This is a genomic window from Sphingobium sp. MI1205, from assembly GCF_001563285.1.
In the GTDB taxonomy this organism is placed as follows: Bacteria; Pseudomonadota; Alphaproteobacteria; order Sphingomonadales; family Sphingomonadaceae; genus Sphingobium.
Map to the genome: position 1 here is coordinate 357,615 of NZ_CP005188.1, position 14,859 is coordinate 372,473.

The window sequence follows — 14,859 nt, forward strand, 5'->3', positions numbered from 1 at the left end:
TGCATGTGGTGCCGAGCCCCGGTTGATGAGTTTCGACAACAGGATATTGGCGAAAGCGGCTTTCAGCATCTGGCCAGCGGAGCAGCATTTATGAAATCTGGGCGCTTTCCGCTTCTGGCGACTCTGATCGTTGCGGCCGCAATTTTGGTCATGATCGGCCTTGGCGTTTGGCAATTGCAAAGGCGGGGTCAAAAGGAAGCGACTCTGGCGCTTGTGGCGGCGAATCCAGCGAAGCCGGCGATTAGCTTTCCTTGGACGCCCCCCGTCCCTGACGAATTGCTGTTCCGCCGCTCATCGCTCCATTGCCTTAATGTTGTAGCTTGGCAGACCGAAGCAGGACGGGCCGCTGATGGGTCAGTGGGCTATCGCTATATCGCGCATTGCTCCACCGGCGCAGAGGGGCCGGGTGCGCTCGTCGCAGTGGGCGTCGCCAAGCAACCGGACCTGAAACTGAATTGGGACGGCGGCCACATCGGAGGTTGGATCTCGGAAGAACCAGATCACAGAACGCTACTCTCGCGGTTTGCCGGCGATGTTCTGCCATTGCGGCCGATGCTGATTGCGGAACGCGCACCGAACGGGCTGAAGCCTGTAGCGCCGCCGACCGTTGAGGATGTCCCCAACAATCATCTCGCTTATGCCGTCCAGTGGTTTCTGTTCGCCGCCGTGGCCGCTCTCATCTATGCGCTTGCACTGCGCAAGCGCGCCCCGCCGCCCGGCGGGTCGTCGTAAATGCTTGCTCCGCCCGCCCTGCATCGTTACCGCGCTTCCCCATCATGCAGTATGTGAGCACCAGAGGAAGCGCCCCCAGGCTGGGTTTCGAAGATGTGACGCTGGCAGGGCTGGCGTCTGATGGGGGGCTCTACATCCCCGAAAGCTGGCCGCGCCTTTCCGATGACCAGATCAGTGCGCTTGCTGGCCTCTCTTATGTCGAAACCGCAGTGCGGGTCATGTCGCCCTATGTGGCAGGATCGCTGACGGAGGATGAACTGCGGGAACTCTGCACCGCAGCCTATGGACGCTTCAGCCATCAGGCGGTGACGCCGTTGGTGCAACTTGATCATCAGCATTGGTTGCTCGAACTGTTCCACGGTCCGACGCTGGCGTTCAAGGATGTAGCGCTACAGTTGCTCGGCCAACTGTTCGAGCGGTTCCTGTCGCGACGGGACGACCATCTGACAATCGTCGGTGCGACATCCGGGGACACTGGATCGGCGGCGATCGACGCGGTGGCCGGACGCGAGAAGATCGACATCTTCATGCTGCACCCGGAAGGCCGGGTGTCGGATGTCCAGCGTCGGCAGATGACGACCGTGCGCGCGCCCAACGTCTATAATATCGCCATCGAGGGCAGCTTTGACGATGCGCAGTCGCTGGTAAAGGCGATGTTCAACGACGCCGCCTTTTCAAAGCGCTTCAATCTGTCAGCGGTGAACAGCATCAACTGGGCGCGGCTGATGGCGCAGGTCGTCTATTATTTCTACGCTGCAGTTCGCCTGGGTGCGCCGGAACGGCCGGTCGCCTTTTCCGTGCCCACCGGTAATTTCGGCGATGTGTTCGCGGGCTATGTTGCCGCGCAGATGGGGTTGCCCGTCGCCAAATTGATGGTCGCCACCAATGTGAACGACATTCTTCACCGTGCGCTTTCAGACGGCGATTACAGCCAGGGTCAGGTGGTCCAGACGGCGACGCCCAGCATGGACATCCAGATCAGCTCCAATTTCGAGCGTTTGCTGTTCGATGCTGGCGGGCGGGACGGCGCTGCCCTTTCTACGCAGATGAAGGGTTTCGAGACAAACCGCTCGATGCGCCTTACCAATGCCCAGCGAGCCGGTGCTGCGAAGCTCCTGACCTCTGCCCGTGTTGATGGTGATGCGATGAACATGGCGATCCGCTGGGCTTTCGACGGTTCGGGACAGGTGATCGATCCGCACAGCGCCGTGGGGCTTGCCGCCGCGCGCGAACTGAACGTCGATGCGAGCGTTCCTATCGTGACGCTGGCGACCGCGCATCCGGCCAAGTTCCGTGAGGCCGTCGAGCGCGCGACAGGTATTCGCCCGCCATTGCCAGCACGGATGGGAGATCTGTTCGCTCGCGAGGAAGCCTATGCCAAGCTGCCTGCGACCTTTGACGCGATAACCGCCTATGTCGCGGAGCGCGCTACTCCACGGGCATGAAGCTCGACACACTCATTGGCGAACCCTGGGCCGATTACGGCCTGATCGATTCAGGTCACGGCCGGAAGCTGGAACGCTATGGCCGTTTCCGGTTCATCCGGCCCGAGCCGCAGGCCATGTGGGCGCCAGCCAGTGCGGACTGGCAGGCCGATGGTGAGTTCGTGCCCGGCTCTGACGAGGAAGGTGGCGGACGCTGGGTTCATGCCCGACCGGTTCCGCCGGAAGGCTGGCCGCTTAGCTGGAAGGAGGTGACCTTCCAGGCCAGTTGCACGCCTTTTCGTCACCTGGGCTTCTTCCCCGACATGGCGCCGGTCTGGAACTGGATGCGCGGGCAAGTCGATGGCGTCGAGCAGCCACAGGTGATGAACCTGTTTGGCTATACCGGCGTCGGTACGCTGGCGATGGCGGCTGGCGGCGCGCAAATGGTCCATGTCGATGCATCCAAAAAGTCCGTGGCGCAGGCGCGCGCCAACGCCGCCGCATCGGGCATGGAGGACCGGCCAGTTCGCTGGATCGTCGATGACGCAGCCAAATTCGTTGCGCGCGAGGTGAGGCGAGGGCGGCGCTATGACGGCATCTTGTTGGATCCGCCTAAATATGGCCGTGGGCCTGATGGCGAGATCTGGCGTCTGGAAGAGGATCTGCCTGCCCTTATCGCCAATTGCAGACAACTGCTCGATACCGATAGCCGCTTTCTGTTTCTGACGGTTTATGCGGTCCGAATGTCGGCGCTGGCGATCGGGGAATTGCTGCGACAAGTCTTCGCAGATCTGCCTGGAGAGGTGGAAGCGGGCGAACTGGCGGTGCGTGAGGAAGCGCGGGGCCTATCCCTGCCGACGGCGATCTGGGCGCGCTGGCGGCGCTGAGCGCCCGCCTACGCTCCCCTTGATCCCAGCAGCGGTACGATGTTCACTGGCCGTCCATTGCGCCGCAATTCAGTGGTGATGCTTGGCCGTCCCAGCCCCGCGCTGCCCAGCGGATCGCCTTGGCGCACCTTGTCCCCAACGGTTGCGGAAAGGCGGAGCAATCCGGTGATCAACGTCGTCCAGCCACCGCCATGGTCCAGGATCAATATCTGCCCATAGCCGCGATACGGCCCGGCAAAGACCACGCGACCCGCCGTTGGCGCTACCGCCAGCGCGCCTGGCTGCGTCACGATGGTCAGGCCGCGTGATCGCACACCACTTTCGGACAATTCCCCCATTCCCGTGACAAGCTGTCCCATGACCGGGAGACGGTAGGGAGGCGGTCCGCTTGACTGTCGTTTCTCCGTTGGCGCAGGAGCGGCCGCCAGATCCGGCCGGGCGGGGCGAAGCAGCGGGCCGGGGAGCGCCGCCAACTCATCCCGCAGGTCGCCAGCCGCCTGCAGCCGGTCCATCAGGTCAACGATATCGCGCGCGCGCTCACCCATGGCCAGCGCGCGATCGCTCTCTAGATCTGCATTGGAACGATAGTCCTTTGCCGCCAGCCGCTTGCGCGTTTCCAGCGTCTGGAGCGCGGCCTGGCGGTTGCGTAGATCGGCTTGGCTCTGCGTCAGGGAACCCGCAGCCTGTTCCGCACTTTCGCGCAGGGCTCGGCTGCGATCCAGCTCCGCCCGCAGGCCTGCCGTACGTTCCTGGATGACGGGAAGTATCTGGTTCAGAACGGCGCGCATGTGCACTGCGTCACTGACCGATCCGGGCTGCACCAGCGCCAGCGCCAAAGGGCGGCGCGCCATCATCTGAAGTGCCGCTGTCAGGCGCACGACCGGTTCCTGTTTCGCCGCGAGCCGTGCTGCCTGGGCGCGCTGCATGCGGGCGATGATGGCGATGCGGGCCTGTGCCGCCTGAATATCGGCTTCGGCCTGTTGAATGCGCGCGGCCATGGCGGCCGCCCGGCGTCGTGCTTGATCCGCCTCGTCACGGGCGGCGCCTGCCTGCTGTTCCAGTCGTTCGGACCGTTCGCGCGCCTGCTCGGACTGGATTCGTGCGGCCTTGAGGGCGGCCTGTTCCTGTTGAAGACTGGTCTCACCCGTGCCGCCTAGGATGATGCCAGGACCGGCGGCGGTCAGGCGAGCAGTGGCAACGACCGCTGCACCCCCGATGACCGCTGCGACAATTGCTGACCGTTTCACCCTTGCCCCTTGCGGCCCATGTGGACGGGCCGCGTGGACTGCCTATCCTGAAAACCCGGCCGCTGTCGAGCGGCGACCATATCAGCCTTCGCGATGATAGGGATGGCCCGACAGGATCGAAGATGCGCGCCAGAGTTGTTCCGCCAGCATCGCGCGTGCCATCATGTGCGGCCAGGTCATTGCGCCAAAGGCGATCAGCAGGTCAGCGTTCGCCCTGTCGGCATCCTCGAACCCGTCCGCAGCGCCGATCAGGAAACGGCATTCGCGGGTGCCCGCGTCACGCCAGCCTTCCAGCCGTCTGGCGAACTCCACCGAGCCCAGTTGGCGGCCCTTTTCGTCGAGCATGACGGTGACCGTGCCCGGCTGCGCAGGCGGCAGTTTGCCGCCGCGATCAGGCAGTTCGGTTATCCTGTGCGGCATCGTCAGCCGTTTCATATAGCGCTCGACAAGCTCAGCCTCGGCCGAGCGCCCGATCTTTCCGCGCGCAATGATGTGGAGGAGCATGGAGAAGCTCCTAACAAGTCAGCGCGCGCTTGTCGAAGGCCGTATCAGGCGGTGCCGGCTACCGGCGCATCGACAAAGCCCCACATGCGCTCCAGATTATAGAAGCTGCGCACTTCCGGCCGGAACAGGTGGACGATCACGTCGCCTGCATCGATCAGCACCCAATCGGCAATGGGCAATCCTTCGACGCGCGCGGTGCGGCCGGTAGCCTGCTTGATGCGCTCCGCCAGCTTCTGCGCCATCGAAGCGACCTGACGCGACGAACGCCCGCTGGCGATCACCATATGGTCAGCGATGCTGCTTTTGCCTTCGAGAGGGATGGAGATGGTTTCCTGCGCCTGGTCGTCGTCGAGCGACTTGAGGACAAGGTCGTGCAGGGCGGCAACGCTATCGGCGCCTTGGGCCGTGTCGTTGGCGGGATGTGGTCTGGTCAAAGATGCTCCATTCTAGACAATCAACCGGCGCGTGAGCGAATCGCGCACGCGTGCATGTTCATATTCGCAATGCCAGAGGGGTTTCGCCTGCCGTAACAGGGTCGCCGATCTTGGATCAGGGCGAAAGCGCAAAAGCACGAGCGCCGGCGTTCTCCAATCCGTCCACTCTGCACTCTGGCGCGCGGGCCGGACGAAACGCCGCAGCCAGGCCATGGCCCCAGAGCCACGGGCAGTACCATCATAGCCGGGACGGGCAATTACGGCAATGGGCAACTGTCGCGCAATGCCGCGCCAGTCCTTCCATTGGTCGAACTGTGCCAGATTATCCCCACCCATCAGCCATATGAAGCGGTTGCGGGGGAAGCGGCGAGTGATTGTTCTTACCGTATTGACGGTAAAACGAGTGCCCAGAGCCTGCTCGATCGCGGTGGCGCGAATCGGTGCGCGGCGAGCCATATGACGCGCGTGGCGAAGCCTGGCGGGCAGCGGCGCCATGCCTTTGCGAGGCTTAAGCGGATTGCCCGGTGACACGAGCCACCAGACCTCGTCGAGCCGCAACGCCTTCGCCGCGAAGAGCGAGATGGCGCGGTGCCCGCCATGGGCCGGATTGAAGGAGCCGCCCAGAAGGCCGATACGCGCCATGCCTTCAGTCGGTATCCACTACGGTCCGCGCTTCGCGCAGTCCGGCACGCCCGCCGCTCGACAGTTGCCGCTTCAGTTGCTCGGGCCGTGGCGCGATCAGAAAGCCGAAGCTGACGCAGCCTTCGCGCGTCCCGACTGCGTGGTGCAGCCTGTGCGCCTGGACGATTCGCTTCATGTAGCGCGATCGCGGGACATGGCGGTGGCCGATGCGGCGGTGAACGAGGATGTCGTGGAAGCCGAGATAAATCAGCCCATAGGCGGCGATCCCGGCCCCGCAGGCCGTCGCCCAATCACCCCAGCCCCATTGCACCCCGCCCAGCAGCAGCAGGATGGAGGGCATGGCGAAGATGACGAAATACAGATCGTTCGCTTCCCACCAGCCGGTGCGGGGGCGATGATGGCTCGCATGCAGGAACCAGCCGGGGCCATGCATCACCCAGCGGTGCATGGCATAGGCGAAGCCTTCCATCGCGGCGACCGTGGCGGCAAAGATGAGGAACAGCGAAAGGACGGTCATGCGGCTCTATATAAGGACGTCTATGACGGCGCGCGACAGGTAAAGCGGGTGGCGTGAAAAAGGCCGGGTCCGATGGATGACAGTCCCACTCTAGCCACGTGCTTTCCGGAACCGGGTGAGGCCCGCGTCGAGGTCCGCGATCAGGTCGGCGGGATCTTCGAGACCGATCTGCAGGCGCACGACGGGCCCCTCCGCTTGCCATGCGGTCGCGGTGCGGTAGCGAGCTGGATCAACCGGAAGGGCGAGGCTTTCAAACCCGCCCCAGCTGTATCCGATGCCGAAATGCGCCAAGCCGTCGATCAGGGCGGCTCGGGACTGTTCGTCGCCGCCGTTCAGCACGAAGCTGAAGAGGCCGCTCGACCCGATAAAGTCGCGCCGCCAGATATCATGGCCGGGACAGCTGGGCAGCGCGGGATGAAGGACGCGGGCGACGTGCGGCTGATCGGCGAGCCAGCGGGCGATCTGCAGGGCGCTGTCCTGATGCTGGTTGAGGCGGACGCCAAGAGTGCGCAGGCCGCGAGAGGCGAGCCAGGCGTCGTCCGGGCTGACCATTTGGCCCAGTAGGTGCGCGGTCTGGCGGACCTTCGGGAACAGCGCCGGAGTGGCGGTGACGGAGCCGAGCATGACGTCGCTGTGGCCGACGATATATTTGGTGCAGGCGAGAATGGAGATGTCTGCGCCGTGAGAGAGAGCCCGGAAGAAATAGGGCGTGGCCCAGGTATTGTCGATCAGGGTGACGATGCCTTTTTCCCGGGCGAGTGCGGTGATGGCCGGGACGTCCTGCACTTCGAACGTCAGGCTGCCGGGGCTTTCGAGGAAGATGGCGCGGGTTTTTTCATGAATGAAATGGTGAATTGAAACGGATTTTAGCGGGTCATAGTAAGTCGTTTCGATACCGTAACTTTTGAGCATCTTGTCGCAGAAGTTGCGGGTCGGGTCGTAGGCGCTGTCGACCATCAGGAGGTGGTCGCCCGGCTTGAGCACGGACAGCAGGGCGCAGGCGATGGCGGCGACGCCGGAGGGGAAGAGCATCGTGCCTTCCGCGCCCGGTTCCATTTCGGTGAGCGCGTCGGCGAGGCTCCAGGCGGTCGGCGTGCCCTTGCGGCCGTAGAAGAGGCGTTCGTGCGTGCTGCTGCTGGCGGCGCGGCGCAGATGGGCGACATCGTCATAGAGGATGGTCGAGGCCCGCCAGACGGGCGGATTGACGATCGCGCCGGGCTGACCGGGCATGCCGGTCCATTCAGGCTTGCGCCCCGCCTGCGCCAGATGGGTGAGCGGCTTGCGATCCTTGCTCATGCAGCGGCACCCGTCGCCTTGGGCGTTGCGGGATCGAGGCCCCATTCGGACCAGCTGCCGTCATAGAGGGTCACATCGGTCTTGCCGAGCAATTCGAGACCCGCCAGCAGGATGGCCGCCGTGACGCCGCTGCCGCAGGTGGTGATGATCGGCCGCGAGAAATCCGTGCCCGCCTCGACGAAGAGACGGCGCAGTTCCTCGCCCGTCTTCATGCTGTTGTCGGGGTTGAAGAGGCTGGCCGAGGGCAGGTTGCGCGATTCGGGGATGTGGCCGGACGCCATGCCGGGCCGTGGCTCCTTCTCTTCTCCGGTGAAGCGGGCCGCGCCGCGCGCGTCGATGACCTGAGCGGCTTGATCGGAGAGATTGGCGAGCAGGTCGTCCTTTGTCCGTACCTGACCTTCGGCGCGCCGGGCAATGGCGTTGCCGCGCGGGATGACGGGCCAGCCGGATTCGGTCGGCCGTCCTTCCGCCACCCATTTGGGAAGCCCGCCGTCCAGTATCGCGGCGGACGCGGCCACGCCATAGAGCCGCATCATCCACCATGCGCGCGCGGCGCTGTGCGTGGGGCTGTTGTCATAGAGGATGATGCGGCTGTCCGCGTCGATGCCGAGCGCGCGGCAGCGTTCAGTCATGAAGGCGTCGCTAGGCAACATGCCGGGACGTGGATCGTCCGCATCGGCGAGGGTCGGCAGGTCGAGATAGGCCGCGCCCGGAATATGCGCGGCTTCAAATTCCGCGCGCGGATCACGGGGCGTGCCGGGCAGGAAGAGGCTGGCGTCCAGGATCTTGAGGTCGCGCTTGCCCAATTCCGCCGCGAGCCAATCTGTTGAGATGAGAATGTCCATGCCGCCTCATTTTGTGCCGTTTCCCGCATTTTACGAGGAGGAGGGGATGGTGGGAAGGGAATTGAGAGGGGCGAATCGAGCGCGATCATTCAGATCGCTATTTTCGCGCAGATTCCGCCTAGCTCGCCAGTTCCAGCGCGGTGGCGCGGCTGCCGGGCGTGCGGAACTGGCGCGGGCCTTGGTCGAGGCGGAAGGGGGCGAGCCGGTCGGCGGGCGGGGATTTTTCCTGACCCACGATGAAGGCGCGACCGGTGCGGCCAGTGCCGGTAAGGCTGTCCCCCGCCTCATCCGCCCAGCGATATTGCGCGTCGAAGGCGACGAGCGGGATCAGCAGGGCGCGGTTGCCCATCTGCACCGGCGCGATCTGGTCGGGCAGGAGGCGCAACTCGCCGGTCAGGCTGTGGCTTTCACCGGGCGCGATGGACACGGCCGAATGGGTGGGCATGCCGGTCGCTCCGGCGAAGAATTGCTGCATCGTCGCCTGCTGGCCGGTGTCGGCATTGGCGATGAGCGTGCGGACGAGAATATCCTCCGCAGGAAGCGCGCCGCGATTGTGGAGGGTCAGGCTGTAACCGACCGTCGCACCCATCAGCGAAAGACGCGCGCTGCGTATCTCCAGCGAGAGATCGAGCCAGGGGCGATCGCTGGCTGCGGCTTTGGGTGATGGCCGCATGGCCGGGGGCGAAGCGGGTTTCGGGGCGGGTGCTGGAGGCGCGGGCTTGGCGTCGGGTGCTCGCCGGGGTGGCACCGGCGCGGGCGATTCTGGCTGCGCTTCCTCGGCGATTGGCTCCTGATCCGGCTGTTCTTCGCGGCGGCGGCGGAGGAACAGCCATGCGGCGGCAAGGGCTGCGGCCAGCAGGGCGATAGCACCCGCGATCCATTGCCAGGACGAGGATTGCGCTGGTGCGCTGGGTGGTGGTGGGGGCGATGGTTCGGCGGCGCTGGGCTGCGGAGCGGCTTGCGGCTCGGCGGGGGAGGATGGCGCGGTCTGCGGCAGGGGCGCGGCAGGCGCGGGGGCGTCACTTTCCGTGCGGGGCGCGGGTTGGGCGGGTGCGGCAGGGGGCGTCGCCGGGCGCTGCGGCTGCGCAGGCGCGGATGGCTGCGGCTCTGGCGTGGACGCTGGGGGAGCGATGACCTGCGGCGGCGGCGTGATTATGGGCGGCGTTACCGGCGGCGGAGTGACGGGGGCACCGCGAAAGACGTCCAGCTCCGGTCCCTGGCGGTTCGGATCGGCGGGCGGCTGGCCCGTGCGGGGCAGGTTGAAGACGGGATCGCCGCCCTGCTGATCCTGAGCAGCAGAGGGCGTGGCCAGCAGCAGCGGCACGGCGGCGATGATGGCAGGACGCAAACCCATGGACGGCAGCCAAGGCAATGCAGCCGCTGAACGGCAGGTGAACGGGGAAGATGGGCGGCGCTGCGGTGACATTAGGCGTGCAATGACGTAGATGGCCGGTCATGACTGATACGCCTGAACCTGTAAAGCCGATCCATCTGGGGCAGAGCAGCGCGCTGCCTGCGTCGCCCGAAGATGCGGTGCTCGACTATGTGCCCAATCCGCGTCCGGGAAAGCCCTATCTGGTGCGCTTTACCGCGCCGGAATTTACCTCGCTCTGCCCGGTGACCGGGCAGCCGGACTTCGCCCATCTGGTGATCGACTATGCGCCCGCCGCCACGATCGTCGAATCGAAGTCGTTGAAGCTGTTCCTGGGGGCGTTCCGCAACCATGCGGCGTTCCATGAAGATTGCACGGTAGGCATCGGCGAGCGGCTGTTTGCCGAGATGCAGCCGCTGTGGCTGCGGATCGGTGGTTACTGGTATCCGCGCGGGGGCATTCCGATCGACGTGTTCTGGCAATCGGGAGAACCGCCCGCCGGACTGTGGCTGCCCGCGCAGGATGTGCCGGGGTATCGCGGGCGGGGGTGAGCCTTTTTGCGACTGATGTTCGGCGTTATGACCTGAGATCCCAGCGTTCGCTGGGATGACGGGGGTGTGGGGTGGATCGTCATGCCAGCGAAAGCTGGCATCTCGGGAGGCTGGCGATGAGTTCGCGTGATGCGGCGTAGTTGGACGTACATCATGACGAACAAGCCGCGCGGGGTGCTGTATATTGGCGTCACCAGCAACCTGGCTGTGCGTATCGACCAGCATCGGCGTGGTGTAGGATCGGGGTTCTGCAGCAAATATAATCTGCGCCGTCTCGTGCTGGCGGAAGAGCATCAGCGGATTGACGATGCGATCGCGCGGGAAAAAGCGTTGAAGGCATGGAAGCGAGACTGGAAGATCGAGCTGATCGAAGCCGGGAATCCAGAATGGCGTGATTTGTTCGAGTTTATCCTGTGAGGCGGGAGATCCCAGCGTTCGCTGGGATGACGATAGTAAAGCCTCCTTTGTTAAACAAAAGAACAGCAACGCCGGACCAACGGCTTGACCGCAGGGGCGAAAGGTTCGATCCCGCAACTATGTTGGCGCTGTGCCGTTGTGGCTGCGCCGTTCTCAACGTGTCGGAGTTGCGGACCTGATGTCTTTTGGAAAATTCCTGCCCCTGATGCTGGCGGCTGCGCCGCTGGCCCTGATCCAGCCTGCTCTGGCGCAGGCCCCCGCTGGCCCCGCGCCGGGGATCACGACGCAATTGCCGCGTGGCGCGGCGCCCAGCCATTATGCGATCGAGGTGACGCCGGACGCCCCGAACCTGAAGTTCACGGGCAAGGTGACGATCGACGTCGCCATCGCCCAGTCCATGCCGGTGCTGGTGCTGAACGCCGCGGACCTGACGATCAGCGATGTCAGGCTGACCCCGGCGAAGGGCAGGGCGGTGAAGGGCACGGCCAGGATCGACGCGGCCGCGCAGACGGTGACGCTGGATTTCGGCAAGCCGCTCGCGCCGGGCAATTACAAGATCGACATCGCCTATGCCGGGGTCATCAATACCCAGGCGAATGGCCTGTTCGCGCTGGATTACACCGACAATGAGGGCAAGGCGAAGCGCGCGTTGTTCACCCAGTTCGAAGCGCCCGATGCGCGGCGGTTCGTGCCGAGCTTTGACGAGCCGAGCTACAAGGCGACCTTTGGCCTGTCCGCCATCGTGCCGACGGGGCAGCTGGCGGTCAGCAACATGCCGGTCAAGGAGTCGCGGGATCTGGGCGGCGGCAAGACGCGGGTGACATTTGGCAGCAGTCCCAAAATGTCGTCCTATCTGCTGTTCTTCGGCCTGGGCGACCTGGAACGCGCGACGAAGATGGCGGGCGCGACCGAGGTTGGTGTGATTACCGGCAAGGGGAATACGGGGAAGGCGCAGCTGGCGCTGGATGCGTCGGTGGCGATCCTGCCCTGGTTCAACGATTATTTCGGCGTGCCCTATCCCCTGCCCAAGCTCGACAATGTCGCGGGGCCGGGGCAGAGCCAGTTTTTCAGCGCCATGGAGAATTGGGGCGCGATCTTCACGTTCGAGCGGGCTTTGCTGGTCGATCCGCGCTTTACGTCGGAAGGAACGCGGCGGACCATCTATTCCATCGTCGCGCATGAAATGGCGCATCAATGGTTCGGCGACCTTGTCACAATGGCCTGGTGGGACGACCTGTGGCTGAACGAAGGGTTCGCCAGCTGGATGGCGACCAAGGTAACGGACAAGCTGCAACCCGAATGGGAAATGCTGCTGACCCGCGTGGGCGGGCGCGAGCGGGCGATGGCGCTCGACGCGCTGGCGACGACGCATCCGGTGGTGCAGAAGATCAATACCGTCGAAGAGGTGAACCAGGCGTTCGACGACATCACCTATGAAAAGGGTGAGGCGGTCATCACCATGCTGGAAGGCTTTGCCGGCGAGGATGTGTGGCGCGCGGGCATTCGCAGCTACATGAAGGCGCATGCCTATGGGAACACCGTGACCGACGATCTGTGGAAGGCGGTCGAGGGCGCGGGGGCGAACGGGCTGGTGACAATAGCGCATGACTTTACCAGCCAGCCGGGCATTCCGCTGGTGAAGGTGGAGAGCGCGCAGTGCAAGGGTGGGTCCACCGTGCTGGCATTGTCGCAGGGCGAGTTCAGCCGCGACCGGAAGGACAAGACGCCGCTCAAGTGGAACGTGCCGGTGATGGCGCAGACCATCGGCGGCGCGCCGCAGCGGCTGATCCTGAACGGCACGGCTTCGGTCACGCTGCCGGGATGCGGGGCCTATGTCGTCAATGCGGGGCAGACGGGCTATTATCGCTCGCTCTATCCGCAGGCCAATGTGAACGCGCTGGTGAAGGACTTCACCCGGCTGTCGTCGATGGACCAGATCGGGCTGCTGGCGGATAATTTCCAGCTGGGGCTGGGCGGTTACCAGCCGATCGGGGTGGCGCTGGACATGGTGGACGCAGTGCCCGTCAGCGCAAGCCCGGCGGTGCTGGCGGAGGTGCCCGATTATCTGGGCAGCGCTTACCACATGCTGGAAAGCGACAAGGCGGGCCAGGCGCGGGTCGCGGCCTATGCGTCGCGCAAGCTGGGGCCGGTGCTGGCGGATGTCGGTTTCGACGCGAAGGCCGGGGAAGGGCCGCAGGTGCCGGTGCTGCGGTCGGCGCTGGTGGCGACGCTGGGCGACATGGGCGACAAGGCGGTTGTGGCGGAAGCGGCGCGGCGCTTTGCGCAGCCCGCGCTGCTCGACGGGCCGCTGCGCAATGTGTGGCTGAGGATCATCGCGCAAAATGCGGACGGCGCGACATGGGAAAAGCTGCGCGCCATGGCCAATGGGGCGAAGAGCGACCTGGAGAAGAGCACGCTGTTCGCGCTGCTGGGCGCGGCGAAGGATGAGGGGCTGGCGCAGAAAGCGCTGGACCTGGCGATGACCGACGAGCCCGGCAAGACGACCAGCGCGGCGATCATCTCCGCCGTGGGAGCGGAGCATCCGATGCTGGCGGTGGACTATGTATTGGCGCACCGGCAGCAATATGAGGCGCTGATCGACGTATCCGCCCGCAGCCAGGCGATCGCGCGGCTGGGCGGCGGATCGGCGGACCCGGCGATGGCGACGAAGCTGGACGCCTATGCCAGCCAGCATCTGACGCCGGAATCGCGCAAGGTCGTGGACCGGTCGATCTCCGCCATCAAGACGCGGATTGAGACGCGGGCGCGGCTGAAGCCCGATCTGCTGGCCTGGTTCGCGAAGAAGTGAGACTGTTCCCCCTCCCTTCGGTGAAGGGAGGGGATGTCCTTGCCTAGCGAAGGCCGAGCGCCGTGGCGATATCGTCCCAGGCGACCAGTTTGAAATTCTGCGCCGCCGCGGCGTTGTGGCCGTCCTGCGCGACGAAGAGGCCGCCGGGATAGGCTGGCCCGAAGTCTCCCAGCATCAGGTCGATGCCATCGGTTTCTTCCGCCCCGCCGATAGCGCCCGCGCCCACGCGGAAGCGTCCGGCATAGCTGTCGTCGCTCAGCCGGTAGGCGACATAGGCATTGTCGCCCTGGCTGGAGACGAGGACATAGCCATCCTTCTCCCCGATGGGCGCGATGGCGACGCCTTCGGCATCGGCGACCAGGTTCCTGCCATCGGCCGCCGCGATCATGGTCGGGGTGGTGGAGCCGGTAGCCCGCGCGTCGAAGCGCCACAGCCCTGCATCTTCCTCCGCCACGTACAGGATGCCCGTGCGGTCGTCGGCGGCGCAGCCTTCCGACTGGGAGGCGAGCTTCATGGAGCGGACCATGCGTGCAGTGGGCGCCGCGCCAGCGGTGTCGAGCGCGATCTGATTGATCGTGCCGTCCTTCAGGACGATGAAGGCGTAGGTGGTGGCGGCGTCCCTGTAGAGGCAGATGCCGTAGGCCTCGCCCTTCCCGCCGTCGATCTTGCCGAGGGCGGTGAGTTTGGATGTCGCAGGGTCGAGAAGGAAGAGCGCCACCTTTGCATTGGCAAGGTCGTTGCGGTCGCTGGCTGCGACCAGAATGCCCTTCCGGCCATTGATGACGACATCGTCGCGCAGGTCGACATTGTTGACCCGGCCAGCGTCCAGGAAATCGCGCGTCCTGCCGTCGAGGCCGTAGACGTAGAGTCCGGCCTTCTTGTCGGTGCCGACGATCAGACTCTGCGCCGGGTTGGCGGCATTGCGCCAGATCGCAGGATCGTCCGCCGCGTCCGCATTGGCCGTGCCCACGGGCACGGTTTCACCCCGCGCGGTGACTGCGACGGCGGGGGAGGCGTTGGCGATACGCGTGGCCAGCGGGACTTCCCGTTCTACCGACGCGCAGGCGGATAGTGTAATAAAAGTGAAACCTATAAGCGTTGAATTGTAATATTTATTACATAATGCAATCACCAATACCTCCTGACGGCTATTTATACCAAATAGATACAAGAGATAGTTGG

At 64.8% G+C, this 14,859-nt stretch carries 15 protein-coding genes; 6 read left to right on the top strand and 9 right to left on the bottom strand.

What is annotated here, in order from left to right:
• The first annotated feature begins 90 nt into the window (after positions 1-90).
• Genes K663_RS01825 through K663_RS01835 form a run of 3 tightly spaced genes read left to right on the top strand, consistent with a single transcriptional unit; the run spans position 91 to position 3,043 of the window.
• On the top strand, positions 91-732 hold the full coding sequence (locus tag K663_RS01825; RefSeq protein ID WP_062113439.1) for an SURF1 family protein: 642 nt from the start codon (positions 91-93) through the stop codon (positions 730-732).
• A gap of 44 nt (positions 733-776) precedes the next feature.
• The gene (thrC, locus tag K663_RS01830; protein WP_062113442.1) at positions 777-2,177 is read left to right on the top strand and encodes a threonine synthase; all 1,401 of its coding nucleotides are present in this window, start codon (positions 777-779) and stop codon (positions 2,175-2,177) included.
• Positions 2,174-3,043 (top strand): class I SAM-dependent methyltransferase, encoded by an 870-nt coding sequence (locus tag K663_RS01835; RefSeq protein WP_062113447.1) that lies wholly within the window; start codon positions 2,174-2,176, stop codon positions 3,041-3,043. The genes thrC and K663_RS01835 overlap by 4 nt, the downstream gene beginning before the upstream one ends.
• Before the next feature lie 8 nt (positions 3,044-3,051).
• Here K663_RS01835 and K663_RS01840 read toward each other — a convergent pair whose 3' ends face one another.
• The 8 genes from K663_RS01840 to K663_RS01875 form a co-directional block, all read right to left on the bottom strand.
• Positions 3,052-4,290, bottom strand: coding sequence for a murein hydrolase activator EnvC family protein (locus K663_RS01840; RefSeq protein WP_062113451.1), 1,239 nt, complete (start codon positions 4,288-4,290; stop codon positions 3,052-3,054).
• Between the two features lie 81 nt (positions 4,291-4,371).
• Complete coding sequence (locus K663_RS01845) at positions 4,372-4,794, bottom strand: 23S rRNA (pseudouridine(1915)-N(3))-methyltransferase RlmH (RefSeq protein WP_062113454.1); 423 nt, start codon at positions 4,792-4,794, stop codon at positions 4,372-4,374.
• Between the two features lie 44 nt (positions 4,795-4,838).
• A complete protein-coding gene (gene rsfS / locus K663_RS01850; RefSeq protein ID WP_062113457.1) occupies positions 4,839-5,228 on the bottom strand; it encodes a ribosome silencing factor in 390 nt (129 codons plus the stop codon).
• A gap of 12 nt (positions 5,229-5,240) precedes the next feature.
• The gene (locus K663_RS01855) at positions 5,241-5,870 is read right to left on the bottom strand and encodes a nicotinate-nucleotide adenylyltransferase (RefSeq protein ID WP_062113459.1); all 630 of its coding nucleotides are present in this window, start codon (positions 5,868-5,870) and stop codon (positions 5,241-5,243) included.
• A 4-nt stretch (positions 5,871-5,874) separates the two neighbouring features.
• Positions 5,875-6,387, bottom strand: a complete 513-nt coding sequence (locus tag K663_RS01860; RefSeq protein WP_062113462.1) for a sterol desaturase family protein — start codon at positions 6,385-6,387, stop codon at positions 5,875-5,877.
• Positions 6,388-6,477: 90 nt separating this feature from the next.
• Positions 6,478-7,683, bottom strand: coding sequence for a cystathionine beta-lyase (metC, locus tag K663_RS01865; protein ID WP_062113465.1), 1,206 nt, complete (start codon positions 7,681-7,683; stop codon positions 6,478-6,480).
• Positions 7,680-8,528, bottom strand: coding sequence for a sulfurtransferase (locus tag K663_RS01870; RefSeq protein WP_062113468.1), 849 nt, complete (start codon positions 8,526-8,528; stop codon positions 7,680-7,682). Before K663_RS01870 ends, metC begins: the two co-directional genes overlap by 4 nt.
• Positions 8,529-8,646: 118 nt before the next feature.
• Entirely contained in the window at positions 8,647-9,882 is a 1,236-nt protein-coding gene (locus tag K663_RS01875) for a hypothetical protein (RefSeq protein ID WP_062113471.1), read from the bottom strand.
• Between the two features lie 101 nt (positions 9,883-9,983).
• Between K663_RS01875 and queF the strand changes: the two genes are divergently transcribed.
• From queF to K663_RS01890, 3 genes are all read left to right on the top strand, one after another.
• A complete protein-coding gene (gene queF, locus K663_RS01880) occupies positions 9,984-10,451 on the top strand; it encodes a preQ(1) synthase (RefSeq protein ID WP_037465589.1) in 468 nt (155 codons plus the stop codon).
• A 153-nt stretch (positions 10,452-10,604) separates the two neighbouring features.
• Positions 10,605-10,868, top strand: a complete 264-nt coding sequence (locus tag K663_RS01885) for a GIY-YIG nuclease family protein (protein WP_235589487.1) — start codon at positions 10,605-10,607, stop codon at positions 10,866-10,868.
• A gap of 178 nt (positions 10,869-11,046) precedes the next feature.
• Positions 11,047-13,677 (top strand): M1 family metallopeptidase, encoded by a 2,631-nt coding sequence (locus tag K663_RS01890; protein ID WP_062113477.1) that lies wholly within the window; start codon positions 11,047-11,049, stop codon positions 13,675-13,677.
• A gap of 43 nt (positions 13,678-13,720) precedes the next feature.
• Here the strand turns inward: K663_RS01890 and K663_RS01895 are convergent, their stop codons facing one another.
• Entirely contained in the window at positions 13,721-14,809 is a 1,089-nt protein-coding gene (locus K663_RS01895; RefSeq protein ID WP_235589488.1) for a phytase, read from the bottom strand.
• Positions 14,810-14,859 lie beyond the last annotated feature (50 nt).